The following is a 24,860-nucleotide window of genomic DNA, read 5'->3' as shown; positions in this document are numbered from 1 at the left end:
CCGACCCGCTTCGCCGGGCTGATCAGGGGCGTCCCGCCATACCCATCCGGGGGGTCAAAGTTCGACGCCGATCCAGGGTCAATGTTCAACGCTGTTTGACAAACGGCAAGCTGAAACGGCTGGTCGCCGACCTTACGCTGGACCGCTCCATGCTGCAGGATGTCCTGAAGGAAAGTGGTAAGGCCCGCCGCTCGCCGCGAGGTCGCCGGCCACCTGCAGGTGGTCTACGGCATCAGCGAGCGCCGGGCCTGTCTGGCTACCAGCTTCGGCCGTTCGTCCCAGCGCTATAGGAAGCGCTCGGACCCGCAGGTCGCTCTGCGTATGCGGTTGAAGGAACTGGCCGCTGCGCGGGTGCGCTACGGCTACCGGCGGCTGCACATCCTGTTGCGACGGGAGGGCTGGGAGGTGAACCACAAGCGCACCTACCGGATCTACCGGGATGAGGGGCTGTCGATCCGGTCCAAGCTGCCCAAGCGCAAGCGAGCCTGGCGCTACCGTCAGGGCCGACCGGCGATCGGTGGACCCAATAAGGTCTGGGCCACGGACTTCATGTCCGACCGCCTCTTCGATGGTTGTCCGTTCCGGATCCTGACCGTTGTCGATTGCCACACGCGAGAGGCGCTCTCACTCACACCGAGAGCGAAATTTCGCGCTTTCCAGGTGACCGAGGCTCTGGACGCCTTGGTCCGGCTGCGAGGTCGGCCCAAGAGCCTGCGGGTGGATAATGGACCGGAGTTCGCCGGGCGCATGCTCGACCAGTGGGCCTTCCTGAACGGGGTCGAGATCGACTTCTCACGACCGGGCAAGCCGACCGACAACGCCTATATCGAGGCGTTCAACAGCCGCCTACGGGCGAAGTGCCTGGACGCCTCGTGGTTCCTGTCGCTGGCCGATGCCCGCGACCGCATAGAGGAATGGAGGTGCCACGACAACGAAGATCGACCCTACACGGCCCTGGGCGGCTTGACGCCCCGAGCCTTCGCCGACCAATCTGTCACAGCCCAAAAACTTGCATAGGTCGTGGACCACAAACGGGGTCAACTCCACCAGGCTCAAAAGCCATACCAAAGGGCGGACCACTTCAATGGGGGCTGACCAGCAAGGCCTACAGGCGGCGTCCGGACGGCTGACGGGGCGGATTTCGCGATGCCGTCGGCGGCCCTTACTGCTAAATTAGAGGGTCAAGCTTCAATATTATGCAGCAGGGTCCGGCTTTAACTCGGTCCGGTCGCGCGGAGGGTATCCCATAGTATTATAAAGCGGACGTAGCTTGCAACGTTCACAACGGTCCGAGACCGGAAGCACGGATGCGCGCTTCCGGCTTTTCGTCAAACAGGTATGGGTCGGTTCTGCGAGGTCGCGCTCGGCAGCCCTTCGGTTCTGGACTCGACGATCGCAAACAGCTCCTCCACCCGTCGTTGCTCCTCGACGGAATGCGGGAGGAGATAGGCGCACACAACGTACACGACGAGATTGATCGCCAAGCCGAAGCATCCCGAGGTCAGTCCGTAGCCGAACGGGAGTTGGCCTCCGAAGGTGAGTTCCAGGCCCACGGCCGTCACGAATCCCACGACCATGCCCGCAATCGCGCCCTGACGATTTCCCCGTCTCCAGAAGATGCCGATGAACTGCGGAATGCTCAGTTGGATGATCCCTTGGTAGGCCAGAACCGCCAACGAGAAGAGCGCCGGGAGCGTCAAGGTGGCAAGCCATGAGGCCAGGAGCGTCAGCAGCAGCATGCCGATCTTGGCGATCACAATCATCCGCTTCTGGTCAAGCTCAACGTAATTGCCAACCAGATCGTTGGCGAGCTGCGCCCCGTAGGCCTGGATGTTACCGTCCGTATGGCCCATCGAGGCGGCCAGAAGGACAACGCCCGCAAGCCCTAGGAGGACGAGACCGCCGGCCTGCTCGGAGACGATGAACCATACGTCGTCGGGCTTGGCGACCGCCTCGGGGATCTTAGAGGCGAGCATGCCGAAGAGCAGCAGGGCCACGCCGAAGAAAAGCGTCAGTGGCACGGCGAGGGCCGCTGACTTCTTGAGGCTGTGGACCCCATCAGCGGTGAACAATCGGACGAAGATGTAGGGCCAGCACCACCCTCCCAGAGCGCCAGTAAACATCAGCGCGAACAGGTAGAGTGGACCTTCCTTGGACCCGAAGCTCGGGATCGCGAACATCTTCGGATCGAGGGTGGCGAGCGTGCTTCCCTTCACCACTACCAGCCAGACGATCAGCCCGACGAGCATCAAGCCACCACCGATGTAGGCGACGATGCCCTGCAGGTAGTCGGAGATCACCACGCCGCGCATGCCCATGCGGACGGTCCAAATCTGACGGATCGCGATAACGACGACGCCCACGACAACGGAGCTTGAGAAGGACAAGGCTCCGAGCGACATCGCCTGGAACAGGTTGCCGAGGGCCTGCATGCCGAGCACGAGCCAAGGCAGGCCCGAGACAATGCCGATGAGGGCCGCGATCGTCCGGATGTGGCGAGAGTCGTAGCGGAGCGCGAATAGATCGCCCTGGGTACGCAGATCGTAGGTCTTGCCCCAGATCCAGACCGGTCGGGCCAGGACGAAGAGCAGCACGACGGTCAGGAGTGAGTAGGACAGGACGTAGAACGACATCACGCCGGCCGTAACCGAGAGGGCGCCGAAGGCGGTGAACATCGAGCCGGGATACCAGGTGTTGAGGAACGACATTGCCTGGTAGCGCGCTCCGAACGAGCGTCCGCCCACAGCGTAATCGGTGAAGGATTGGTCCACGGTACGGTTGCGGTGAAGCACCCAGACGACGGCGGCGAAGAAGAGAGCCAGTAGGCCGAAGGTGACGATCATGCTCCGCTCCCCACCATGGCATCGTCGAGGAAATAGGCGGCGATGAGGCTCGCCGTGATGCAGAGACTGACGGCCAGGAAGTAGAAGAGCGCCGCAGGGACGCCGGCAATCGGGTTCGTGCGTCCGTCGGCGGCCCAGTAGAGCGGTGGTGCCAGAGCGACGATGGCATCAAGCAGGAACCACAGCTTGACGATCCGACGCCTGAACGGCGCAGGTGATCCTTGGGTCGGCATGGCGTATCCTCGGGTTCTTATTTTATTGAAGAATGGCATCGAGTTTGTCGAAACAGCTCGGCCAGTCCTGCGTGTAGGCCTCTCGAACATCCGCCCGCGTGATCCGCTTGTGCGTCAGGCGCATCTCGGTCGAGCCGGTGCCGAGAGGCGTGAGATCGATCTGGAGGAGGGTCTCCTCGCCTCGCAGCAGATCGAGGGGGCCGTCGTAAATCCAGGTCTGTAGGATGTGTCGGCCTGCCTGCAGGGCTCGATAACGGCCCGTGATGCGATGCTGGGCACCGTCAGGGCCACGGGTTCGCAGCAGGAAGCATCCTCCTACCTGCAGGTCGGTCTCCGCGTGCTCGACTATGTTTGCTCCCGGAACCAGCCAACGCTGAAGCATCGTCGGATCGGTCCAGGCGCGATAGACCTCGGCGCAAGGCGCGTGGAACACCCGCACAAGGACGACGGCAGGCTCAATCTCGTTCATTTAGGTCCTTCGGCGCGGCGCGGGTACTCAAAAGCTCGTCGAGGACGTCGAGGCGCTCGTCCCAGAAATCGGTGTAGGAGCGGAGCCAGGCGAGTGCCTGTGCCAAGGGACGCGCGTCGAGCGAGCAGCGATGGCTTCGCCCCTGGACGATGCGGGTCATGAGGCCCGCGCCTTCGAGCACCTTGAGGTGCTTGGATGCGGCCGCGAGGGACATTTCGTAGGGCCGCGCCAGCTCGGTGACGGTCTGCTGGCCGGACGCAAGCTGGCGCACCATCGCCCGGCGGGTGGGGTCCGCCAAGGCGTGAAACACCTGATCCAGAACCTGCTTCTGATATTCAACCATTCGGTTGTTCAAAGCACCGGTCAGCGCGGAGCGCAAGGGGAGATTTCGGCTATGAGGAATTCCGGGGTGAAACCAGGTTCCTAACTGTCTCATCCCGTTTCGACGGAGCGGGTTGGGGGCGGTGTCATTTCCGATCAAGAGAGCAATCCATCAGACCCCAGCACTGCGAGCGTGGCTTGACCTGATAGGGCTGGAAGATGACGTGCAGGATCGTTACGCCCCGAATGCCGCCCGTGGGGGTACGCCACTGTATGGATTGTCCTTCGGACAGGCCCAACACAGCTGCGCCGAGCGGTGACAGGACCGAGAGGCAAGTCTCGTCCCATTGCTCCTCATCGGGATAGACCAGCGTCAGGCGCTCAACATGATCCGTGACGTCGTCCCGATACTCGACGCGCGCATGCATCGTCACGACGTTCCAAGGCAATGCCTCCGCCATGACGACTTCCGCGCGGTCTAACTCGGCGGCGAGAAAACCGGTTGTGGCCGCCTTTGCATCCATTGGAGAATGACCGGATGCGACCCGGCGCAGGTTAAGAAAATCCCTGTCCGGGATCATCAAGGGGGGCGATCCTCCAAGGACGATGTGGCCCGTCATTGCAGAAAGCTCCGTTCTCTGAAGTTTGCAGTCAATTAAGATTCAAGGGATCGGTCCGGCATCGAAGGAAGGCGACTGACGAGGTGCCCCCCCTACACCGCCTCCGGTACCTTCACGTCGAGGATCGTCAGTCGTTTCACGGTTCCCGTGCGGGTTTGCCAATCCATCGACTGACCGAGACTCAGCCCGATCAAGGCCGCCCCGATAGGTGTCAAAACGGACACTCTCCCCTGTTCGATGTCCGCCTCGCCCGGGTAAACCAGCGTCACGGTCTGAACCTTTCCCGTCGCGTCGTCCCTGAATTCGACCATGCACCCCATCTGGACGAGCTCGGACACGCATGCCCTGTGACCGACGATTTTCGCACGATCCACTTCATCGGCGAGAAAGGAAGCAACCTCGGGCGAACGGTCGGTGGCGAATGAAGCCAGCCGCGACAGGCGTTCATGATCGTCCTTCGTCATCTTGATGTGCGGCTTCGTCATTTTTTGCGACATAATCGTAAATTCTTTCTGTATTTAGACCTGGAACGATCAAGCAGCTCTTGGTCCGGGGTCGTCGTCTTTATCTGTACTGGCGGCATCGAACCGGTTGCTGCCCAGCCCAGATTGCGGCTTGGGGTAATTCCCACGCGAGAAGGGAATTACGGTGCGCGCCAGCGGAACCACGTTGGGCGCAGGTGACGGCCCGCTCCCCCCGGCCTTATCGTCGCTGACCTGGGTCGCTAAAGGTGATGCCGGCGTGGACTTGGAATTTTCCATGGAATCTACTCCGCAAATACGTGCCAACCGCCACTATAAAAGCGTTGACGCGACGCAGGTTAGCCGACAGGCAAGCCGTATAGACTCCTACCCGCCGGTAAAATACTTGATAATCTTGGTTGGTCCTGGCTTAAGCCAGCACGCAATCCCCGAGCGGTCAGTGCACGCAGGCATCTCCAACTCGGGGCTATTCGCCCGCGATAAGTCTACCTGCCCGGAGCAGGTCCCGATGGGGAGGCCAAGGATTGCGCATGATCCCGCGATCCTCTCGGAAGTCCACCTGCTTGTCAATTCCCGTTTCGCCGCACCTTCAAGCGCAGGAAATTCGGAATACGGAATGGCGTTGATTGACACCCGTACGGCTTAGCCTATGCTCTGCGCCATCATGTCAAACCTTTTACAAAGCATTCGCCTCCTGGGGCGTGCGGGCAGTCTGCAAGCAGGCTCCTAAGCCCTGGCGCCTGGCCAGCCTTTCGAGGCGGGGCCCGTTCCAGGGGTGAATTTCCAATAGATCTCAGTCCTACCCAGACGCCGTTTTCGGACAGGCATGGCGGAAACGCGTAGCGTAGCCCCAGCTTGCGACGAGATATCGGCGTGGGAGCAAGCCGGACGATGCCGCCGGTTGCCGCGCCCCGTCGACATGATGGTCATCCGGTAGGTCCTAAGACCCCACGCGAGGTGCTTCTCAGCCAGCCTCTTCGGACTTCGGCCTCGGGAAAAGCAGCTGGTTTCATTCCGGCCGCTCAGCCTCGACGCCGGAATGGAATGGCGGACTGACGAGCCATTCAAACAATGATCCAGGAAGGGTCACGGTGATCGGCCTGCTTGGTCCGATCCAGTCACAGATCATCCTGAACTCTTCCGCTCCTTCAGACGGACGACCTAGCAGTTACTGCTGAAGCCCCACCGAACCTTCCCCTGCGTAAAGGAATAAGAACAATGACCGAACCCATTTGGCCACTCCACGGTCGCATCACCGGCCCCATCGTCATGATCGGCTTCGGGTCCATCGGACGCGGCGTTCTTCCGCTGATCGAGCGCCATTTCGAGTACGACAAGGGCCGCTTCACGGTCGTCGAGCCTTCGGATGCGCACCGGCCCCTAGCCGACAGGCATGGCCTGCGCTTCGAGCAGGTCGCGTTGACGAAGGAGAATTTTCGCGACGTTCTCACGCCGCTCCTCACCGAGGGCGGCGGTCAGGGCTTCTGCGTCAACGTCTCCGTGGACACCTCGTCCCGCGCCATCATGGAGCTCTGCCGCGAGATCGGCGCCTTCTACATCGACACCGTGGCGGAGCCTTGGCCGGGCTTCTACTTTGACAAGGACCGGAGCCAGGGCGACCGCACCAACTACGCGCTGCGCCAGGAGATCCTCGACGCGCGCGCTGCCAACCCCGGCGGCACCACTGCCGTGTCGTGCTGCGGCGCCAATCCCGGCATGGTCTCGTGGTTCGTGAAGCAGGCGCTCCTAAATATCGCCGGCGATCTCAGCCTGGAGATCCCCGAGCCGAAGGACCGCGCCGGCTGGGCCAGCCTCATGCGCGAAGTCGGCGTCAAGGGCATCCACATCGCCGAGCGCGACACCCAGCGCGCCAAGAACCCGAAGCCCCGGGGTGTGTTCGTCAACACCTGGTCGGTGGAGGGATTCGTTTCCGAGGGCAACCAGCCGACCGAGCTCGGCTGGGGCACCCACGAGACTTGGCGTCCGGACAACGCCCGCGATCAGGAGAAGGGCTCGCGCTGCGCCATCTACCTACTGCAGCCCGGCGCAGACACTCGCGTGCGCTCGTGGACGCCGACCGCCCAGGCACAGTTCGGCTTCCTCGTCACCCACAGCGAGGCCGTGTCGATCTCCGATTATTACACCGTGCTGGAGGGCGAGCGCGCCGCCTACCGCCCGACCTGCCACTACGCGTACCATCCCTGCAACGACGCGGTGCTCTCGCTCCACGAGATGTTCGGCAAGGCGTCCGAGGTGCAGGAGACGCACCACATCCTCGACGAGACCGAGATCCTCGACGGAATCGACGAACTCGGCGTGCTCCTCTACGGCCACGCCAAGAACGCCTACTGGTTCGGCTCGCAGCTCTCCATCGAGGAGACCAGGCACATCGCCCCATACCAAAACGCCACCGGCCTTCAGGTGACCTCGGCGGTGCTTGCCGGCATGGTGTGGGCCCTGGAGAACCCGCAAGCTGGCATCGTCGAGGCCGACGAGATGGACTTCCGCCGCTGCCTCGAAGTGCAGATGCCGTATCTCGGCCCCGTCGTCGGCGTCTACACCGACTGGACCCCACTCGCCGGCCGCCCCGGGCTGTTCCCGGAAGACATCGACGAAACCGATCCTTGGCAGTTCCGCAACGTTCTCGTCCGTTAACGGAAGGGTACGCAATGACGGGCGTCGTTCACGTCGTGGGCGCGGGGCTGTCGGGACTCTCCGCGGCCGTGCGCCTCGTGGAAGCCGGGCGTACGGTGATGGTCCATGAGGCCGCTGGTCATGCCGGCGGCAGATGCAGATCCTATCACGACCCGCAACTCGGGATGACCATCGACAACGGCAACCACCTTGTGCTGTCGTGCAACGGGGCGACATTCGCATTCCTGGACCGCATCGGCGGCCGCGATGCGGTCACCGTGCTTCCGCAAGCGGAGTTTTCTTTCATCGACCTCGCCGTGGGCGAGCGCTGGACGCTTCGCCTCAACCAGGGTCGCGTGCCGTGGTGGATCCTCGATCCCACCCGGCGCGTCCCGGGCACCCAGGCGATCGATTACGCGGCGATCCTTCGCCTCCTTTCGGCAAGGCCAGGCACGAAGGTATCGGACGTCCTCCCTTGCGAGGGGACACTCTACGAGCGGCTTTGGCGCCCCGTCCTCCTAGCCGCGCTGAACATCGACCCGAGGGATGCGGATGCGACCCTTGCAGCACAAGTCCTGCGCGAGACCTTCGGCGAGGGCGGGCAAGCCTGCCGGCCCGTCGTCGCCCAGAGCGGACTCTCGGAGGCCTTCGTCGACCCGGCACTGCGCTTCCTGGAGGAGCGTGGGGCGGTGGTCCGCCACAACAATCGTCTGCACCGCCTCGCGTATGAAGGGGGGCGCGTCGCCGGCCTCGTCCTCGGCGACGGCCCTGTGCGGCTGCAGCCTCGGGATCAGGTCATCCTCGCGCTTCCTCCCAAAGCAACAGCCGACGCCATACCGGGATTGGCTGCCCCGAAGGACCACCGGGGGATCGTGAACGTCCACTTCGCTGTGAACTGCCCTGCAGACACGCCGTGGCTGACGGGCGTGGTGAACGGGCTTTCGGACTGGATCTTCGTCTATCCGGACCGAATCTCGGTGACTGTCAGCGAAACGGATCTGGATGTCATGAGCCGACAGGAAATCGCTCACCAGATCTGGACCGAGGTCTCCTACGTCACCGGCCGGTACATGACGGGCCTGTCGGACATGCCGCCGCCCTGGCAGGTCATCCGCGAGAAACGAGCGACCTTTGCGCCGACTCCCGAGGCCGCCCGGCTTCGGCCCCGGACGCGCACGGAATTCCGTAACCTCTTCATCGCCGGCGACTGGACCGACACGGGTCTGCCTGCTTGCATCGAGGGGGCCATTCGGTCGGGCGATCAGGCGGCCGATATCGCGATAAAGGCGAATGGCTAAGCCGGCGCGAAGTACACCCCCTACGGCGAGGCTCCGTGCGGAAGCATAGGATTGATCAGGGCATCCAAGTGTGAGAAGGCGACGACCCTCCGTTTTGTGGCGTTTGCGAGTGATTGCTGCTCCCAGACATGACGCCCAACCAAAGACTTGAATAAATTAGGGAATAATCTATATTCTTAATTGCTATGTTTATTCCGGATCATCCTTTGAACAAGAGAGCCGGCCGCCTCGTCGCAGGCCGCTAAGCCCCGAAGCTGGGGAGCGGCGAACGCTCTCCGCTCGGGGTCGATGACCATTCATACAGAGCAGCCCGATAATCCCTGATGGCATCCTGGCGGCATGAAACGGCGGCCGGAGCTCGCTCGATCTCGCGCGAGCGTGGAAGCGCACGTCGGGCTGCCGACCCATTCAGCCATCCGTCGTCGTCCGCGCTCCCAGGAGAAGGATCCATGCGTATTCTCGTCGCCACCGACTTCTCGCCCCGCTCGCAAAGGGCGGTGCGGCGTGCAGGCATCCTGGCCGCACAGAGCCGAGGTAAGGTCATCCTGATGCACGTCGTGGACGGCCCGGGTGGCCGGGAAACCTCGCAGGATATTCGCGAGGCCCAGCGCATGACCGTCGAACAGGTGGCCGTGGTGCCCGAACTCTACCGTATCCCATGCGAGCCGCTTGTCGTCCGGGGCTGCCCCTCCGATGAGATCCGAAATGCCGCGGGGGCTCATGATGTCGACCTGATCGTCGTCGGCTCCTCGCATCGGGCGGGTAGTCGCATTGCGGGGCCGACCGTCGGAAAGCTGGTCCGGAGCGCTCCATGCCCCGTCCTCGTCGCAAGACGCCACGCCGCGTCCCCCTACGCGAGGGTCCTCATCCCGGTCGACCTTTCGGATGCGTCGGAGCGGGCTTTGCGAAGCGTGGGTTCGCTCAATCTCGTGGACAGCGCACACGTCACCGTCCTGCATGCCTTCGAAGCACCCGGCAAGTCCAAGCTGTCCGGGTTCGGGATCGCGCAGGAACAGATCAAAGGCTATGTCGAGGGATGCCGCTCCAGGTCAGCGCAGGACGTCGATACGTTTCTCGCCCGCGGAGGCATGGCCGACCGGAAATGGTTTAGACAAGTGGAAGAGGGGTCCCCCCGGGAGACCATCGCCCAATTTGCCGATGGCGGCCTTACGGACCTACTGGTAATCGGCACGCATGCCCGGACGGGTCTTAGGAAGGCGCTTTTCGGAAGCGTTACCGAGGACGTCCTGTCTATCACAGGCCCGGACGTCCTGGTAGTCCCCCCGCCCCGTATCGACCATGGGAGACGGCCGCGGCTGCCAACCCGCGCTGGATGGCCCGGGCTCAGGCCGCCCACCTCAAGCCTTGCGAAGGATTGGGTATTCGCGACCAGCAGCCCAACAAGCGTGAAGCCGTACCACGCCGACGGCGCGTCCCCGGACTTACGATCGGCCACCGCCCATCATCGTGCCCCACCATGACCGCAACGAAGGAATCCCGTCTCAGTCTTCATCGATGGCAGCAGGTGGTTGACGGGGGCGGCGCCGTTCCAAGGGCAGCCGCAAGAGCCACCGATGCGACCTGGCAGGGAGAGGCTCGATGAGGATCATCGCTGCACGAGCCCTGGCCATCGCGGTCATGCTGCTTGTGCTGGGTCTGGAACGCTGGCTGGATCGCCTGGGTATGCCACTCCTCATCGAAGGTTTCCTTGTCGCGGCGTTCGCGGCGACCGCGGTCGTCGTATTCGCCCGTTGGTGAACTCGATCGCCGTCCCGTGCTCGCCCCCGGAACGTCTGGCATCGACGGATGAATTCATGTTGTGACGAACCGGTCCGAGACCTCGGTCGGACCGGCACGGCATCGCGCGGTCCGTGGCGAAGGGAAGTCCGTGGCGAAGGGAAGTCCGGACCGGACGGGAGGGCGACACACGGGACTTGGAATTGGAATTGTTCGAATTTTAGTGCATCCTTTCCATGTGCTGGGCCGGCCTGCCAGGAACAATAAGGCAGGACGCTCGGCCGTGGAGGAAACATGAACGAAATCGTCAAGCCCGACTCGCCGCTGGTCGCCCAGGCCGAGAGCCTGACCGAGACCTTCTTCGGCGGCTGCCCGCACGACTGCCCGGACACGTGCTCGATGCTGTTCGAGGTGCGTGACGGGGAGCTGCTCAGCGTGCGCGGGAACCCCGACCACCCGATGACCCGGGGCGGCCTGTGCGTGAAGCTCAAGGATTACGAGAAGCGCCACTACCATCCCGACCGGCTGCTCTACCCGATGAAGCGGATCGGCCCGAAGGGCTCCAAGCAGTTCGAGCGCATCACCTGGGACGAGGCGCTGGACACCATCGTCACGCGCTGGAAGGCGATCATCGACCAGTACGGGCCAGAGGCCATCGCGCCCTACAGCTACCTCGGCAACCAGGGTCTGGTGCACGGGCTGAACGGCGGCGACGCCTTCTTCAACCGCATGGGCGCCACCGTGACCGAGCGCACCTTCTGCGGCGAGGGCTCGTGCACGGCCTGGCTGCTCACGGTCGGGCCGACCGCCGGCCTCGACCCGGACAGCTACATCCACTCCAAGTACATCGTGATCTGGGCCTGCAACTCGGTCAGCACCAACCTGCATCACTGGGCCATCGTCAAGGACGCCCAGAAACAAGGCGCCAAGGTCGTCGTCATCGACACCTACGCCTCGCGCACCGCCAAGGCGGCGGACTGGCACATCGCCCCGAAGCCCGGCACCGACGGCGCGCTCGCCATGGCGCTGATCAATTCGATCATCGCGCAGGGCCTCGTCGACCAGGACTACGTCGACAACTACACGGTCGGCTTCGAGGAGCTGAAGGAGCGGGCCAGCACCCGCACGCCGGAATGGGCCGCCGAGATCACCGGCGTCCCGGCCGAGGACATCCGCAAGCTCGCCCGCGAGATGGCGACCGAGCAGCCGGTCGGTATCCGCATGGGCGTGGCGCTGGAGCGGCACTACGGTGGCGGCCAGACCATCCGGGCGGTGTCGTCCATCCCGGCGCTGACCGGTGCCTGGCGCCATGTCGGTGGCGGCGTCACGCAGTTCGGCGTCTGGGAGCATCCCTACAAGTTCGACGTGATGTGCCGGCCCGACCTGATTCCGGAGGGAACCCGCGTCGTCTCGAACCTTCAGATCGGGCGCGCGCTCACCGGCGAGCTGAAGCTCGACCCGCCGATCATGTCGATGATGTGCTGGAACTCGAATCCGGTCACGCAGGCGCCCGAAACCGACAAGATCGTCGCCGGGCTGATGCGCGAGGACCTGTTCATGGTCTCGGCCGAGCACTTCATCTCGGACACGGCGTCCTACGCCGACATCGTGCTTCCGGCGACGATGGGCGCGGAGATGGAGGACATGATCCTGTCGTGGGGTCACCTTTATCTCACCTACAACACCAAGTGCGCCGACGCGCCCGGCGAGGCGATCCCGAACAACGAGATCTTCCGCCAGCTCGCCGCCCGGCTCGGCTTCGAGGAAGAGAACTTCAAGTGGACCGACACGGAGTGCCTGGAGCACTACGTCGACTGGAACGCGCCGGCCTGCGAGGGCATCGACCTCCAGTACATGCGCGAGCACGGCTTCGCGCGCCTCAAGGTCGGCACGCCGGACGACCGGGCCCCGCATAAGGAAGGCAACTTCCCGACGCCGACCGGAAAATGCATGTTCATGGTCGAGGGTGCCACGAACTTCGTCGCCCCGCCGTTCCGGCAGATGTACGAGGGCTTCCAGCCCGGCGAGGCGCTCGATCCCCTGCCCGACTACCTCGGTCCGCGGGAGTCCCACACCAACGACCCGGAACTCGCCAAGCGCTTCCCGCTCAATATCGTCTCACCCAAGAGCCACTACTTCCTGAACTCCTGCTACGCGAACATGGAGGACAAGCAGAAGGGCCAGGGCGAACAGTTCGTGATGATCAGCCAGCATGATGCCGACGCGCGCGGCATCCGGGACGGCGACCGGGTGCGGGTCGCCAACGACCGCGGCGCGTTCAAGGGCGTGGCGCGCATCACCGAGGACGTGAGGGCCGGCATCGTGGTCGCGACGCTGGGCTACTGGCGTCAGCTCAACGAGGGTACGGTCAACAGCATTTCGTCGGGGGCGTTCACGGATATGGGTCACGCGCCGTCCTTCTCGGACAACCTCGTCGAGGTCGCCCGGGCGAACTGAGGCCCTGCCTCCAGCTACGCGAGCAGGTTGGTCCTAGACGAACACGGAGGTCCCGTTGGGACGCCCGACCTCAATCAAGAAGAAGCAGGATCCCGACCATGAGCACAATCACATCCGTTGCGAAGGCCTTCTTCGACGCGTGCGAGACCGGAGGCGGCTGGGAGGCGTGCGAGCGCTACTGCACGCCCGACGCCACCTTCTCTGCCCAGGCCGACGCGCTCGCGGACGTCACCACCCTGCGGGACTACACGGAGTGGATGAAGGGCCTTCTGACCTTCATCCCCGACGGCCGCTACGAGGTTAAGTCGTTCGCGACGGATGAGGAGCGCCGGAACGTGGCGGCCTACGGGGTCTTCCAAGGGACGCATACCGGCGAAGGCGGCCCGTGCCCGCCCACCGGCAAGAGCACCTCGACCGACTACGTCTACGTCATGCAGTTCGAGGGCGATAAGATCGTCGGTGTGACGAAGATCTGGAACGACGCCCAGGCCGTTAGGGAGCTTGGTTGGGGATAGCCCTCAAAGTGGCGCGCCTCGGCTTCCAACGAGCAGTGTAACGAGGCCSCCATCCGTTAGCGCTTAAACCGCGTCAGCGAGCGGCAGCTTTCCTTGTGGCTGGCTCCGTAAGCGGAAGGGCTGAAAACCACCCAACCCGGTCATAGAGCGGACGGTCGGGACCCGACCCGACGTTACCGTTGATGCGCACAATTGGGCATCTGAAAAGTGGTCGTTCATCGATGGATATTGTTACGGTCGGGGTGTCCGTGGGTTCCGTGTCCTGGCTTGATCGAGTGCTTCGTAGCGACGCTCGACCATCGGGTCAGGCAGCCGGTGTTCGGTGATATGAACCGTGCGAAGCCGAGGTTCTGAAAGGGGCTGCGAGGAAACTTGCACCCCATGTCACATCGGACAGCACTGCGTCGTCACTCACGTGAACCAATCATGTGGGGAGCGCTCGATGACCAAAGCCATTCCGGTACTCGCCGGTATCCTCGGCGCGGGACTGGCCGGAAACGGCATCTTTATGCTCACCGCGCCCGAGGCATGGTATTTCGCGGTGCCGGGCGTGACGACCACAGGGCCATTCAATCAGCACTTCCTGCGCGATATCGGCCTGATTTTCGTGTTGATCGGGTCGGGGTTCGCGTACGGCGCGTTCCGACCCGGACCGCGCTCGATGCTCTGGAGCATGGGTGCGATCTGGCTCTCGGGCCATGCGCTGTTCCACTTTTGGGAGGTTGCGGTGGGCATCTGCGGGCCGGAGGTTCTGCCCCGCGACTTCCCTTCGGTGACGCTTCCTGCCCTTATCGCGGTCGCCCTCAGCGTCTGGTCGTTCCGTCATGCCGACCATCGATAATCCGACCCGCGTCTTCGAGCAGGAGCGGGCGCGGCTCGTCCGGCTCGCCTACCGCATGCTCGGGTCCCTGGGCGAAGCCGAAGACGTCGTGCAGGACGCCTGGCTGCGCTGGCGGCACGTCGACCATGCCGAGGTCGCCTCGGCTGGTGCCTTCCTATCGCGGACGGTGACGCGACTCTGTCTGGACGTGATGAAGTCCGCTCGGGTACAGCGCGAGACCTACTTTGGCACATGGCTACCCGAGCCTGTTGCCCTAACGCCGGACGAAGCCCCTGGCGACGATCTGACCCTCACGCTGATGTTGGCCCTGGAGCGGCTTTCACCGCTGGAGCGGGCAGCGTTCCTTCTGCACGACGTCTTCGCGGTACCACTCGCCGAGATCGCGACCACACTCCAGCGAGAGCCGCCAGCTGTTCGTCAACTCGCCGCGAGGGCCAGGAAACACGTACAGTCCGCCCGCCCGCGCTTCCCCGTCGAGAGGGAGGAGGGTGCGCGCATCGCGAAGGCCTTCTTCGAGGCATCGGCGACCGGGGACGTCGCGGCGCTGCGCAGCATGCTCGCCGATGCCGTCGTTGTGCACTCCGATGGAGGCGGAAAGGTGCTCGCCTTCCCGCGGCCTATCATCGGCATCGACAAGGTCACGCGCATGTTCGAGGGGGTCGCGCGCAAATCGTGGATACAGCATGCCCGGAAGCTGCAAGACCTCTGGATCGATGGCCTGCCCGGCTACTTCAGCCTGGAGCCGGGCGGAACGCTCCAGACCGTCGCTCTCGACATCGAGGGCGGGCTGATTGTCGGCATCTACTTTACCCGCAACCCGGACAAGCTCCAGCGAATGGCAAAGTTATTCGGAGGCTCAGCAAAAGCGCCGACGCCTCACTGAGCCTCAGCGCCGGGCGATTGCGAGTTCCCTGCGGCAGACCGTCGAGAACGTGCAGAGCGGGTCGAGGTCGCTGGCGTGCCGAATGTCCGCAAAGGAGGCGAGATCCTTGTTCGGGGCGAAGTAGGTCTCGCCGATGCGCCGCATGACGCGCTCGGCCTCCTCAAGCGTCTCCGGCTCTCCGAAGAGCCGGATCTTGTTGACGATGGCATAGAGGTTCACCAGCTTGGCAGGGTCGTCGAGGTCGTGCCGGAAGGCGTCTCCGAATAACGTCGACGCCTCCCGGATGAACTCGCCATAGAGGGCTTCCCGTCGCGCCCGGTCCTGCACCAGGAGGGTCGCGCGCTCCTGGCTGTGCTGCGTCAGCCAGGTGGTCGCGAAGGAGGCCATCGCGCCGATGGCCGACCCGGCTAGCGCCGACAACGCCGGAATGTAGGCCGCATCCATTGGCGAAAGGCCTCAGGACACTCGCTTCGGCTGTGCCGCCAGCCAGTCGCCGTAGCGCCGCTTCGAGAGCCATGCGTCACCGGTGGGCGTCAGCCAGGGGCCGCCGAGGACCACCCCGAAATACGCGGCCGTGTCGTCCGTACGGACTTCATGCGTTTCGCCCAGGCCCTGGAAGTGACGCTTCACCAGCTCGACCATCGGCAGCCGCTCAGGGCCGGCGATCTCGACCATGCCGTTTTGGGGGGGCGCCAACGCGGCCTCAGCGACCTTCGCCGCGACATCCGCCGACGCGATGGGCTGGATCGATGCGGAGGTCACGCGCGCGACGCCGTCGACGATCGCGGCTCCCGCGATGGCGGCGACGAACTCGAAGAACTGCGTGGCGCGGACAAGCGTCCAGGGCACGCCCGCCGATGCGATCAGTTCCTCCTGGGCGAGCTTGGCGCGGAAGTAGCCGCTGTCGAGCAGGAGCTCGGTGCCGACCACGGAGAGCGCAACGTGGTGGGACACGCCGGCATCCTTCTCGGCCTCGGCGAGGTTCCGTCCTGCGCGGACGAAGAAGTCCATGGCCGCCTCGTCGGCGAACGATGGCGAGTTGGCGACGTCGACCACCACGCTTGCACCCTTCAACGCTTCCGCGAGCCCCTCGCCCGTGACGGCGTTGACGCCGGTGTTCGGCGAGGCCGCGAGGACCTCATGGCCGGCGGCCTTGAGCGTAGTGACGACCTGCGAGCCGATCAGCCCCGTGCCGCCGATGACGACGATCTTCATGTGACGCTCCATCCTGTGTCCGGTCCCGGTGGGGACGTTCGAAACCAAGACGAGAGCGGTCCCATCCGGTGTGACATCGGCTCCGATGAAATTGGTTCGAGCGGAGGCCAGACGCCCTAACGGCCAGGAAAATCCGTTCAGCCATGTCACGTCCGCCCTTGGATCCTCGTCATGCAGGGAGCATCGCGAGGAACGACGATCATGACGCCCTTCACTGAAAGGCCGAGGCGGGACCGAACCCGCCTGCTCGCCAGGCGAAGGACGAAGGGGTTGAAGCCTCCCCGTCCGCTCCGATGGCAGTTCCTGACCCTCTTCGTCGGCCTGCTGGTCCCGACCCTGCTGTTCGTCGGTATCCTGCTCTGGCGCTTCGCCGCCTCCGAACGCACGCGGGTCGAACAGGATGTGCAGACCCGAGCTCACGGCTTGTCCGTGGCGTTCGACCGCGAGATCCATGGCGTCCTCACGACGCTTCAGGCGCTCGCGACCTCACCGAGCCTCGTGGCTCACGACCTGCCGGCCTTCTACGTTCAGATGCAGGAGATCACCCGCCTGCAGGGGATCAACATCAACCTTCGGCGTATCGACGGGACCGCCGCATTGACGACCCGAGCGCCGCTCGGAACCGCCGCGCCTGCGCCCCCGGCCCTTGCGGAGATCGACGGAGAGGTTTTGCGAACGGGCGTCGCGGTGGTCAGCAACGTCTTCCTGACCTCGGTCTCGAAGCAGCCCGTTTTCCAGATCGTCGGTGCCCCTATCTGCATCGGCGAAACGCCGACCTATCTTCTTGCGGCGAGCCTCGATCTCGCTCACCTCGTGGCGACGACACGACGCGAGGAACTCCCGTCCGGTTGGATCGGATCGCTAGTGGATCGCAACGGAATCGTCGCCGTTCGCACCGAGCGGCAGGAGGATTTCGTCGGCAAGCTCACCTCTGCAGATTTTCGCTCCCACACGGTCGGTGACGCCGGTCGGTATTATGGCCGCAACAGGGTCGGACAGGATGTCCTGGTTGGTTATGGAAAATCGAAGCTGACGGGTTGGACCGCGGCGGTCGTGGTCGACAGGGAGCTCGCCGAGGCGCCCCTGCAGCGTTCGATCATGATCCTCGTCGGGTTGGGGCTCGTGCTCGGACTGCCTGTGGTGGCCATCGCGTTGGGGATCGGTCGACGGGTGGACCGTGCGATGCGTCGCCTCGGGGAAGGCGCGGAGGCGATTGGCCGAGGGGAGCCGGTCGGCGCCATCGCCACCCCTATCAGGGAGGTGAACCTGATCGGAGCGGCGCTTGCGACAGCGGCGCTGCAGTTGCAGGCACGGACACGCGAGCGCGAGGTCGCGGAGCTCGCCTTGCGCGACCTCAACCTAGCTCTGGAAGACCGTGTCGCCGCTCGCACGCAAGAACTCGACGACGCGAACCGCGCGCTCATCGGCGAGATGCAGAGCCGCGAGACGGCCGAGGCCCATCTGCGGCAGTTGCAGAAGATGGAGGCCGTCGGCCAGCTCACCGGCGGCATCGCGCACGACTTCAACAACATGCTCGCCATCGTGATCGGCAGCCTCAACCTGATCCGCAAGCGCATGGCGCGCGGCGAGAACGACATCGAGCGCTTCATCGATGTCGCGACGGATGGTGCGAACCGCGCGGCCTCGCTGACTCAACGTCTGCTGGCTTTCTCGCGCCAGCAGCCGCTCGCACCAGAGCCCATCGATGCCAACAAGCTCGTGTCGGGAATGTCTGAGATCCTGCGCCGCACGCTCGGCGGGGGTGTCGAGTTGGAGACCGTGCTGGCCGGCGGCCTGTGGCGCACCCATGCCGACGTGAGCCAATTGGAGAACGCCATCCTCAACCTGGCCGTCAACGCGCGGGACGCCATGCCGGAGTTCAACGTCGGGAGCGGCCGGCTGACTATCGAGACGGCCAACGCCCATCTAGACGAGGCCTATGCCAGGACCGTCGAGATCTCACCTGGTCAGTACGTCCTCGTGGCCGTGACCGACTCCGGAACCGGCATGTCGCCGGAGGTCCTGGCCAAGGTGTTCGACCCGTTCTTCACCACGAAGCCGGTGGGCAAGGGAACGGGATTAGGCCTATCACAGGTCTATGGTTTCGTGCGGCAATCGAAGGGACACGCACGGATCTATTCAGAGCCCGGGCAGGGCACGAGCGTGAAGCTCTACCTGCCGCGCTTCTATGGCGAGGGCGAAGCTGCCGGATCCCCTCGGGATGTTCACCTCCTGGCTGCTCCGCCCCTCGGCGACCGACGCGAGATCGTCCTCGTGGTCGAAGACGAGGAGGCCCTGCGCCTTCTCAGCGTCGAGGCCTTGCGCGAACTCGGCTACAGTGTGCGCCACGCCGAGAGTAGTGCTGCCGCATTGCTTGTCCTGGACGCCCAGCCCGACATCGCACTGTTGTTCACCGATATCGTCATGCCCGACATGAACGGTCGTCGGCTGGCCGAGGAGGCGATCCGGCGGCGTCCGGAACTCAAGGTGCTCTACACGACAGGGTTCACGCGCAATGCCGTGGTGCATAATGGCGTGCTCGATCCCGGCACGCATTTCCTGCCAAAACCCTTCACCCTGCAGCAACTGGCGAGCAAGGTCCGCGACGTGCTCGATCATGCACCGGAACCGCTCGACGCGTGATCGATGGCGGACTAGGTCGACCGGCATCGTCGTAGTCCCGCCACTGCAGGCACGGCAATCATCATCTAACGGTTCGCTCCGGCGCATCCCGCATCGCGTGCGGGAAGTCCCTTCGGAGCGGATCGCGGGACCGCCGCTCCCCGCGCCAAGCTCGGGGATGACGCCTTTCCCATCGGCAACGCTGGAGGATCTTCTCCAACGCTGCCGCTGCCTTGGCCCTTGCGCGGCGCGTGGTCAGTAATCCCAGAACACCGGCACCCAGCGGAAGGCGTCGCCATCGGCCGCAACCCTGCCGACGGACGGGAACGGCAGGTGCGTGGCCACCAACTGTTCCCTGGTCCCGGCCAATTCCCGGAGAAGACGTATCCGGACGCGGGCTGCTTCCTCGGGGTCGTGCTCGAAACCGTTGTGCCAGTCGGGCTGGTCGAAGCCCACGGGAAAGATGGCGTCGCCGGCGAACGTGAGGCGCTCGCCGCCGGATGCCAGACGAACCACGCTGTGCCCGGGGGTGTGGCCGCCGGTGCGATGGACGACCACCCCCGGCGCGACCTCATGCGCCTCCTCAAACGTCCGCAACTGGCTGCGATACTCCTCCGAGAACCGTCTGGCCGTGGATCGCAGCGCATCCGGGAAGCCCGTCGGCATGGAGGTGCGGGAGAAATCGGGTGCTTCCCAGAACGCGACCTCGGCGGCCGCCACGTGGATCCGCAGGTCAGGCCGCAACCGTTCCTTCACTCCGTCGATGAGGAGCCCTCCGATATGGTCCATGTGCATGTGCGTCAGCACCACGTCGGTCACGGACGCCAGATCGATGCCGCCCGATTCCAGACGTTTCACCAGCTGGCCGGCTCGCGGCAGAGCCAGGTTCGGATCCAACCCGAGCCCGGCATCGATGAGGATGGTCTGACCGCCGCTCCGCACCAGCACGGCATTCAGCGGCCAGTCGAATGCGTCCGGCGCCAGGAACATGTCGTCCAGCCATGCCGCCCGAAGCGCTGGGTCCGCATTGTGGGCGAGCATGGCCGTCGGAAGGGGCAATACCCCGTCGCTGATGACAAGCACGTCGATCTCGCCGATGCGCAACGCATAACGCGACGGCACCAGTTCCTCCGAACTTGGACGCGCTCGGTGAGGATCTCTATTATCGGATTGGCCGGTCACTGAAGTGTTCATTATTGCCCCTTGATCGGGACGCGCGGACATCCGGCTCACCAGGATCAAGAAACGCGCGCCTACACACAGAGACGAGAGCGGGTCCGTGAATGTGACATGTGCGGTCAGGGATCAAGGTCCACGCCCGTGGATGACGGCACATGTTGTAAATTCCCTCAAGGGCATCGCCCCCTTTCCACGACTCTCGGTTGTGGCCTGGACGGACGGGTCCCGACCCAACCTGGCGGTAGAATTCTTCCGATCATGACGCGATAAGGCTCGACGACGGCGAAGCCTCATCCGACAGTGGTTTGCTTGCATGGCAAAGTAAGAAGCAGCCTCGAAGGCTTCCGTCTTGCCTCCCAGTGCCTGGATGCTGCGGTAGCCGACCGACGCCGCGATCTTGCGTGGTTTCTTGGGGTCGGCGGCGAGCGCCAGGGCACGCACGACCCTGGCCCGAGCGCGCCGTTGCCCGAGGCTGAGGCCTGTCTTTCGGCGAAACTCTCGCGCCAGAGTCCGGCGGCTGAGACCTGTCTGCTCGGCCCATGGGTCCAGGCTATCGTCGCGTATCATCGAAGGCATCAACGGCGTGAAGGCCAAACGACCGATGCCTTTTGCGACGGCAAGGGCGATGAGGCCGCTGGCGATGACCGGCCAGGCGGACTGGTCTAGTACCGGGGATGAAGTTGATTGGGTGCTCATCCGGTGGACCTCTCCGGTGTTCGAAGAGGTCCCTTGGGGTGTCTCGGACAGCCGGTATTTTGGGCGGCGCGACGGTGCTTAGGCCGCTTGCCTCGGCGCCTCGACCAGTTCATCGGCCGGCCCGAAGAACTCGAAGCGGATCCGCTCGATGGGGATACCTAGACGGCCGAGCCCGTTCACGAGCGCTGCCAGGAAGGGCTTGGGGCCGCACAGGTAGTAGGTTGCCTGCTCCCGCGGGGTATTCGCCACCAGCCACTCCGCCGTGACCAGACCAGTCTCCGCAATCTGCCGGTCGCTCGCCCCCTGCTCATCCAGATCCGTATAAAAGAACCGTGAATGCAGGTTCTCATGGCCGTTCGTCAGAGCCTGGGCATGTGCGCCCATGGCGTGGACCCGTCCGTTCAGGGCACCGTGGACGAACCAGGTCGGACGCTCCGGCGAGGTGGCGGAGATCGTCTCCAGCATGCTGATCATCGGGGTCAGCCCGACGCCGCCGCTGACCAGGACGACCGGTCCGTTCGTGCATCGGTCGAGGAAGAAATCCCCGGCCGGCGGAGCAGCCCTGACCAACGTGCCCGGTTCTGCATGGTCATGCAGCCAGTTCGAGACGATGCCGGCCGGTACGCCCGGCGAGGCCTCCCGCTTCACGGTGATGCGATAGGCACGGTCGTTCGGGGCGCAGGAGATGGAGTAGTTGCGCTTGAGTACCCCCTTGCCGGGGAGGTCGAACTGGAACCCGAGATACTGCCCTGGCTCGTGACGCAGGACCGGCCGCCCGTCGGACGGTACAAGCACGAACGAGCGGATCGTCTCGCTCTCCTGGGTGGCGCTTTCGACCACGAACTCGCGCCAGCCATTCCAGCCTCCGGGCTTCGTGGCGAGGTCGCGATAGATCGTGGCCTCGCGTCCGATGAGCAGTTCGGCAAGGAACCAGTAGGCCTCTCCCCAGGCAGCGCAGATCTCAGGCGTGGCGGCCTCGCCAAGCACGTCTTGGATCGCACCGAGTAGGGCTTTGGCCACGTGGGGGTAGTGTTCCGGCAGAATGTTCAGGGCGACGTGTTTCTGGGCGATCCGCTCGACGGCGCCCGCGAGTACGCCAAGGTTGTCGATGTTGCGGGCGTAGGCGAGCACGGCCTGCGCCAGTGCCTTGGGCTGCGACCCGGTTTCGCCATGATGAGACTGATTGAAAAGGGCGCGCATTTCCGCGTCGACGAACAGGCGCTCGTACATACGCTTGGTGATGGTAAGCCCGTGTCCCTCCAGAGCGGGTACGGTGGCCTTGATCAGGGCGATGGTGGCTGGTGCGAGGGGGGTCGGCATCTGCATCTCCCATAACATTCATTTGAACTGAACCTTATGGGCTGCAGATTGAAAAGGTACAAGTGATATGTACCTTAGGCTCTCAAAGGAGCTGCCATGCGCCTGACGCGCTACACCGACTACGCCCTTCGAACCCTGATCTACGTCGGCCTGCATGAGCCGCGGCAAAGCTCGATCGCCGAGATCGCTCGGGCGTACGGCATTTCCGAAAGCCACCTGACGAAGGTGGTGCACCAACTCGGACGCCTAGGGTTCATAAGCACGACTCGGGGACGTGGCGGCGGCCTCCGGCTCGCGAAGCCCCCGGCGGAAATCATCGTCGGGGCTGTAGTGCGTCAGACCGAGGAAGATCTCGCGCTTGTCGAGTGTTTCGCCGGTGGCGCCTGCGCGATCACGGCTCCATGTCGACTTCGGTGTGCGCTTGGTGAAGCCCTGGCTGCGTTCCTCGCGGTTCTCGACCGCTACACCTTGGCGGATCTGCTGGGGGGAGATGACGGGATCGAGATTGCCGCCTTGCTTGGTCTGCCTTCCCCGATGACAGACGTAGCGTCACGTCCCCCATTCCGCGACGATATGAGTGGCGTGGCTTGAGCCAGCGGAACTCGGCGCATCCGCAGGGCACCAGTCCTACGCGTCGGACGGCCGACTTGGACGATGCCAACGCATCCGAAGCGATTGCCATGGAAGCCAATACGGCATGACCGTCACCGGGAGCGCAGGCTTTAAAGTCTTCCCTTAGATCCGGATCGCCTGATGGTCCGAGGCCGTTGACCTGCCCCCATTCGGTGGCCCAGGTTCGAAGTTAGTGCATCGTCGGTCGCGTGACGATGGCAGGGCGCGCGAGCGGCGGTGAGCCGTTCGGTTCCGTTGGCCAGATGATGACCTCGGGCGCAGGCGGCTGGTAGCTGAGCGACGAGTGCGGTCGGACGGTGTTGTAGTGCCTCCGCCATTGCTCGATCACGACGCTGGCTTCCTTCAATGTGTAGAACACCTCGCCGTTGAGGAGTTCATCCCGCAGCTTCGCGTTTAAGCTCTCGCAATACCCGTTCTCCCACGGACTGCCCGGCTCAATGTAGGCGGTCTGCGAGCCAACCGCTGCGATCCAATCTCGGACAGCTTTTGCGATGAACTCCGGCCCGTTGTCCGAACGGATATGACCGGGCACACCGCGCAGGCTGAACAGGTCTGAGAGCACGTCGATCACGTCCAGCGCCTTGAGCTTACGAGCGATCCGGATAGCCAGGCACTCGCGGGTGAACTCATCGATGACGTTCAGCATCCGGTACTTGCGCCCGTTGTGCGTCCGGTGCTCGACGAAGTCGTAGGACCAGACGTGGTCGGGACGCTCGGGCCGCAAGCGAATGCAGGAGCCGTCGTTGAGCCAGAGACGCGCTCGCTTCGGTTGCCGAGCCGGGACCTTGAGCCCCTCTCGTCGCCAGATCCGTTCTACCCGCTTCATGTTCACCGTCCAGCCGTCACGCCGGAGCAAAGCCGTGATCCGACGGTAGCCGTAGCGCCCATACTGCAGAGCAAAGGCGACGATGGCGGCTGTCAGAGCGGCTTCGTCCTCAACGACGACGGCGCATTTGCGCTGGGTCGAACGATGCTGACCCAGGATACGACAGCCGTCAGGAAAATCAGATGTCACGGCGTTCGATCAATGGCTGGGCGAAGCGCAAACCTACGGTGTCCGGATCGCTGAGAGCTTCGCTGCTAGCCTCGGTCAGGATAGAGATGCTGTTCGGTCCGCGCTGACACTGCCATGGAGCAGTGGACAAGCCGAAGGCCAGATCACGCGTCTCAAGCTCTTGCAGCGCGCCATGTACGGTCGCGCCAATCTCGACCTCCTACGACGACGGTTCCTCCTCGCAGCCTGATCCACCAAACTTGGCGAAGAGCCAGTTTGGCGGGTCAGGGTCACGACCTCGGGACGGAGGGCCTTCAGTCCACGGGTATGTCCAGGCGCAATTCGCGGCGGAACTCGGCGCACCCGAGTGGGCAGACTGCCTCGGCGGCGTGGGGACAACCGGTCTTCCATGTCGAACAGTCGGCCTGGACGACGCCGTCGCCTCCGAGGCGATAGCCATGGAAGGCATCCCGCATGCTTGGCACCGGGAGCGCAGCCGCTGCAGGCATCCCAAGGGTGAGGATCGGCCGTGGCATTCCTGCTCGTTGATCTGGTCGAGGACCTGGAGAAGAACACCGCCGCAGCCCGACAGATCGCAGCCAGGGTGAACGTCGGGTGACCCTGGTAGCTCGCAATTGATGTGTTTCCCGACAGGACGATTTAGTCGGGGCTACTACGCATGCCTCTCAGGAGCGAGGGAGAGACAGGTGCCGCGGATCGTGCATTTCAGGGACGTCGACGTTCGCCTGAACCCGTATTATGACATCTCGATGTCAAACAGCGTTGAACATTGACCCTGGATCGGCGTCGAACTTTGACCCCCCGGATGGGTATGGCGGGACGCCCCTGATCAGCCCGGCGAAGCGGG

General features: G+C 64.1%; 21 protein-coding genes and 3 pseudogenes. 12 read left to right on the top strand and 12 right to left on the bottom strand.

Features of this window, described 5'->3' with window-relative positions; all coding sequences use genetic code 11:
• Window positions 1–101: 101 nt before the first annotated feature.
• A pseudogene (locus ASF34_RS11425) lies at window positions 102–1,017 on the top strand (IS3 family transposase); the annotation flags it as partial.
• Window positions 1,018–1,328: 311 nt separating this feature from the next.
• Here ASF34_RS11425 and ASF34_RS11420 read toward each other — a convergent pair.
• The 6 genes from ASF34_RS11420 to rnk all read right to left on the bottom strand — a co-directional run bounded on the left by ASF34_RS11420 (window position 1,329) and on the right by rnk (window position 4,971).
• Entirely contained in the window at window positions 1,329–2,843 is a 1,515-nt protein-coding gene (locus ASF34_RS11420; RefSeq protein ID WP_200913258.1) for a sodium:solute symporter family protein, read from the bottom strand.
• Window positions 2,840–3,076, bottom strand: a complete 237-nt coding sequence (locus ASF34_RS11415) for a hypothetical protein (protein ID WP_056161194.1) — start codon at window positions 3,074–3,076, stop codon at window positions 2,840–2,842. Before ASF34_RS11415 ends, ASF34_RS11420 begins: the two co-directional genes overlap by 4 nt.
• Window positions 3,077–3,098: 22 nt before the next feature.
• The gene (locus ASF34_RS11410; RefSeq protein ID WP_056161193.1) at window positions 3,099–3,545 is read right to left on the bottom strand and encodes an SRPBCC family protein; all 447 of its coding nucleotides are present in this window, start codon (window positions 3,543–3,545) and stop codon (window positions 3,099–3,101) included.
• A complete protein-coding gene (locus tag ASF34_RS11405) occupies window positions 3,532–3,924 on the bottom strand; it encodes an ArsR/SmtB family transcription factor (RefSeq protein WP_338011530.1) in 393 nt (130 codons plus the stop codon). The genes ASF34_RS11410 and ASF34_RS11405 overlap by 14 nt, the downstream gene beginning before the upstream one ends.
• An 88-nt stretch (window positions 3,925–4,012) precedes the next feature.
• On the bottom strand, window positions 4,013–4,447 hold the full coding sequence (locus tag ASF34_RS11400) for a GreA/GreB family elongation factor (RefSeq protein WP_082494145.1): 435 nt from the start codon (window positions 4,445–4,447) through the stop codon (window positions 4,013–4,015).
• A gap of 131 nt (window positions 4,448–4,578) precedes the next feature.
• On the bottom strand, window positions 4,579–4,971 hold the full coding sequence (gene rnk, locus ASF34_RS11395; RefSeq protein WP_244478969.1) for a nucleoside diphosphate kinase regulator: 393 nt from the start codon (window positions 4,969–4,971) through the stop codon (window positions 4,579–4,581).
• 1,215 nt (window positions 4,972–6,186) lie between these two features.
• Here rnk and ASF34_RS11390 point away from each other — a divergent pair.
• The 8 genes from ASF34_RS11390 (at window position 6,187) to ASF34_RS11360 (ending at window position 15,333) form a co-directional block, all read left to right on the top strand.
• The gene (locus ASF34_RS11390) at window positions 6,187–7,623 is read left to right on the top strand and encodes a homospermidine synthase (RefSeq protein ID WP_056161189.1); all 1,437 of its coding nucleotides are present in this window, start codon (window positions 6,187–6,189) and stop codon (window positions 7,621–7,623) included.
• A 14-nt stretch (window positions 7,624–7,637) separates the two neighbouring features.
• Complete coding sequence (hpnE, locus tag ASF34_RS11385; protein WP_056161188.1) at window positions 7,638–8,900, top strand: hydroxysqualene dehydroxylase HpnE; 1,263 nt, start codon at window positions 7,638–7,640, stop codon at window positions 8,898–8,900.
• 449 nt (window positions 8,901–9,349) lie between these two features.
• The gene (locus ASF34_RS11380; protein WP_056161187.1) at window positions 9,350–10,381 is read left to right on the top strand and encodes a universal stress protein; all 1,032 of its coding nucleotides are present in this window, start codon (window positions 9,350–9,352) and stop codon (window positions 10,379–10,381) included.
• 118 nt (window positions 10,382–10,499) lie between these two features.
• The gene (locus ASF34_RS23115; protein WP_200913256.1) at window positions 10,500–10,658 is read left to right on the top strand and encodes a hypothetical protein; all 159 of its coding nucleotides are present in this window, start codon (window positions 10,500–10,502) and stop codon (window positions 10,656–10,658) included.
• Window positions 10,659–10,931: 273 nt separating this feature from the next.
• On the top strand, window positions 10,932–13,094 hold the full coding sequence (locus tag ASF34_RS11375; RefSeq protein ID WP_056161186.1) for a molybdopterin-containing oxidoreductase family protein: 2,163 nt from the start codon (window positions 10,932–10,934) through the stop codon (window positions 13,092–13,094).
• Window positions 13,095–13,192: 98 nt separating this feature from the next.
• Complete coding sequence (locus tag ASF34_RS11370) at window positions 13,193–13,609, top strand: ester cyclase (RefSeq protein WP_056161185.1); 417 nt, start codon at window positions 13,193–13,195, stop codon at window positions 13,607–13,609.
• 442 nt (window positions 13,610–14,051) lie between these two features.
• Window positions 14,052–14,450: a hypothetical protein gene (locus tag ASF34_RS11365; protein ID WP_056161184.1), complete on the top strand. Its 399-nt coding sequence runs from the start codon at window positions 14,052–14,054 to the stop codon at window positions 14,448–14,450.
• Window positions 14,434–15,333, top strand: a complete 900-nt coding sequence (locus tag ASF34_RS11360; RefSeq protein WP_056161183.1) for a sigma-70 family RNA polymerase sigma factor — start codon at window positions 14,434–14,436, stop codon at window positions 15,331–15,333. Before ASF34_RS11365 ends, ASF34_RS11360 begins: the two co-directional genes overlap by 17 nt.
• Before the next feature lie 3 nt (window positions 15,334–15,336).
• Here ASF34_RS11360 and ASF34_RS11355 read toward each other — a convergent pair whose 3' ends face one another.
• Window positions 15,337–15,777 (bottom strand): hypothetical protein, encoded by a 441-nt coding sequence (locus ASF34_RS11355; protein ID WP_056161182.1) that lies wholly within the window; start codon window positions 15,775–15,777, stop codon window positions 15,337–15,339.
• Window positions 15,778–15,789: 12 nt separating this feature from the next.
• Complete coding sequence (locus tag ASF34_RS11350; protein ID WP_056161181.1) at window positions 15,790–16,548, bottom strand: SDR family oxidoreductase; 759 nt, start codon at window positions 16,546–16,548, stop codon at window positions 15,790–15,792.
• Window positions 16,549–16,818: 270 nt separating this feature from the next.
• Here ASF34_RS11350 and ASF34_RS23110 point away from each other — a divergent pair, with 270 nt between their 5' ends.
• Window positions 16,819–19,191: an ATP-binding protein gene (locus ASF34_RS23110; protein ID WP_244478968.1), complete on the top strand. Its 2,373-nt coding sequence runs from the start codon at window positions 16,819–16,821 to the stop codon at window positions 19,189–19,191.
• Window positions 19,192–19,425: 234 nt separating this feature from the next.
• Here ASF34_RS23110 and ASF34_RS11340 read toward each other — a convergent pair whose 3' ends face one another.
• From ASF34_RS11340 to hmpA, 3 genes are all read right to left on the bottom strand, one after another.
• Window positions 19,426–20,364 (bottom strand): MBL fold metallo-hydrolase, encoded by a 939-nt coding sequence (locus ASF34_RS11340; RefSeq protein WP_056161180.1) that lies wholly within the window; start codon window positions 20,362–20,364, stop codon window positions 19,426–19,428.
• 111 nt (window positions 20,365–20,475) lie between these two features.
• Complete coding sequence (locus tag ASF34_RS22755; RefSeq protein WP_244478970.1) at window positions 20,476–20,916, bottom strand: helix-turn-helix domain-containing protein; 441 nt, start codon at window positions 20,914–20,916, stop codon at window positions 20,476–20,478.
• A 207-nt stretch (window positions 20,917–21,123) separates the two neighbouring features.
• On the bottom strand, window positions 21,124–22,365 hold the full coding sequence (gene hmpA / locus ASF34_RS11335) for an NO-inducible flavohemoprotein (protein WP_056161195.1): 1,242 nt from the start codon (window positions 22,363–22,365) through the stop codon (window positions 21,124–21,126).
• 96 nt (window positions 22,366–22,461) lie between these two features.
• Between hmpA and ASF34_RS11330 the strand changes: the two genes are divergently transcribed.
• Complete coding sequence (locus ASF34_RS11330; RefSeq protein ID WP_056161179.1) at window positions 22,462–22,956, top strand: Rrf2 family transcriptional regulator; 495 nt, start codon at window positions 22,462–22,464, stop codon at window positions 22,954–22,956.
• Window positions 22,957–23,167: 211 nt separating this feature from the next.
• Here the strand turns inward: ASF34_RS11330 and ASF34_RS11325 are convergent.
• Window positions 23,168–23,989: pseudogene (locus tag ASF34_RS11325) on the bottom strand (IS3 family transposase); the annotation flags it as partial.
• A 31-nt stretch (window positions 23,990–24,020) separates the two neighbouring features.
• On the opposite strand from ASF34_RS11325, the pseudogene ASF34_RS22240 reads away from it, so the two are divergent.
• Window positions 24,021–24,242 (top strand): annotated as a pseudogene (locus tag ASF34_RS22240) (ISL3 family transposase); the annotation flags it as partial.
• Window positions 24,243–24,860: the final 618 nt, after the last annotated feature.

The organism is Methylobacterium sp. Leaf106 (assembly GCF_001422895.1).
In the GTDB taxonomy this organism is placed as follows: Bacteria; Pseudomonadota; Alphaproteobacteria; order Rhizobiales; family Beijerinckiaceae; genus Methylobacterium; species Methylobacterium bullatum.
The sequence above is the reverse complement of the archived record's forward strand: the minus strand, read 5'-3'. Positions and strand labels throughout refer to the sequence as shown.

What these genes read in the sequence shown, in the direction of transcription:
- ASF34_RS11380 (WP_056161187.1), top strand. Translation starts at nt 9,350, where the DNA reads ATGCGTATTCTCGTCGCCACCGACTTCTCGCCCCGCTCGCAAAGGGCG.
- ASF34_RS11350 (WP_056161181.1), bottom strand. Translation starts at nt 16,548, where the DNA reads ATGAAGATCGTCGTCATCGGCGGCACGGGGCTGATCGGCTCGCAGGTC.
- ASF34_RS11340 (WP_056161180.1), bottom strand. Translation starts at nt 20,364, where the DNA reads ATGAACACTTCAGTGACCGGCCAATCCGATAATAGAGATCCTCACCGA.
- ASF34_RS11355 (WP_056161182.1), bottom strand. Translation starts at nt 15,777, where the DNA reads ATGGATGCGGCCTACATTCCGGCGTTGTCGGCGCTAGCCGGGTCGGCC.
- hmpA (WP_056161195.1), bottom strand. Translation starts at nt 22,365, where the DNA reads ATGCCGACCCCCCTCGCACCAGCCACCATCGCCCTGATCAAGGCCACC.
- ASF34_RS11365 (WP_056161184.1), top strand. Translation starts at nt 14,052, where the DNA reads ATGACCAAAGCCATTCCGGTACTCGCCGGTATCCTCGGCGCGGGACTG.
- rnk (WP_244478969.1), bottom strand. Translation starts at nt 4,971, where the DNA reads ATGACGAAGCCGCACATCAAGATGACGAAGGACGATCATGAACGCCTG.
- ASF34_RS22755 (WP_244478970.1), bottom strand. Translation starts at nt 20,916, where the DNA reads ATGATACGCGACGATAGCCTGGACCCATGGGCCGAGCAGACAGGTCTC.
- ASF34_RS23115 (WP_200913256.1), top strand. Translation starts at nt 10,500, where the DNA reads ATGAGGATCATCGCTGCACGAGCCCTGGCCATCGCGGTCATGCTGCTT.
- ASF34_RS11370 (WP_056161185.1), top strand. Translation starts at nt 13,193, where the DNA reads ATGAGCACAATCACATCCGTTGCGAAGGCCTTCTTCGACGCGTGCGAG.
- ASF34_RS11400 (WP_082494145.1), bottom strand. Translation starts at nt 4,447, where the DNA reads ATGATCCCGGACAGGGATTTTCTTAACCTGCGCCGGGTCGCATCCGGT.
- ASF34_RS11410 (WP_056161193.1), bottom strand. Translation starts at nt 3,545, where the DNA reads ATGAACGAGATTGAGCCTGCCGTCGTCCTTGTGCGGGTGTTCCACGCG.
- ASF34_RS11375 (WP_056161186.1), top strand. Translation starts at nt 10,932, where the DNA reads ATGAACGAAATCGTCAAGCCCGACTCGCCGCTGGTCGCCCAGGCCGAG.
- ASF34_RS11330 (WP_056161179.1), top strand. Translation starts at nt 22,462, where the DNA reads ATGCGCCTGACGCGCTACACCGACTACGCCCTTCGAACCCTGATCTAC.
- ASF34_RS11415 (WP_056161194.1), bottom strand. Translation starts at nt 3,076, where the DNA reads ATGCCGACCCAAGGATCACCTGCGCCGTTCAGGCGTCGGATCGTCAAG.
- ASF34_RS11360 (WP_056161183.1), top strand. Translation starts at nt 14,434, where the DNA reads ATGCCGACCATCGATAATCCGACCCGCGTCTTCGAGCAGGAGCGGGCG.
- hpnE (WP_056161188.1), top strand. Translation starts at nt 7,638, where the DNA reads ATGACGGGCGTCGTTCACGTCGTGGGCGCGGGGCTGTCGGGACTCTCC.
- ASF34_RS11390 (WP_056161189.1), top strand. Translation starts at nt 6,187, where the DNA reads ATGACCGAACCCATTTGGCCACTCCACGGTCGCATCACCGGCCCCATC.
- ASF34_RS11420 (WP_200913258.1), bottom strand. Translation starts at nt 2,843, where the DNA reads ATGATCGTCACCTTCGGCCTACTGGCTCTCTTCTTCGCCGCCGTCGTC.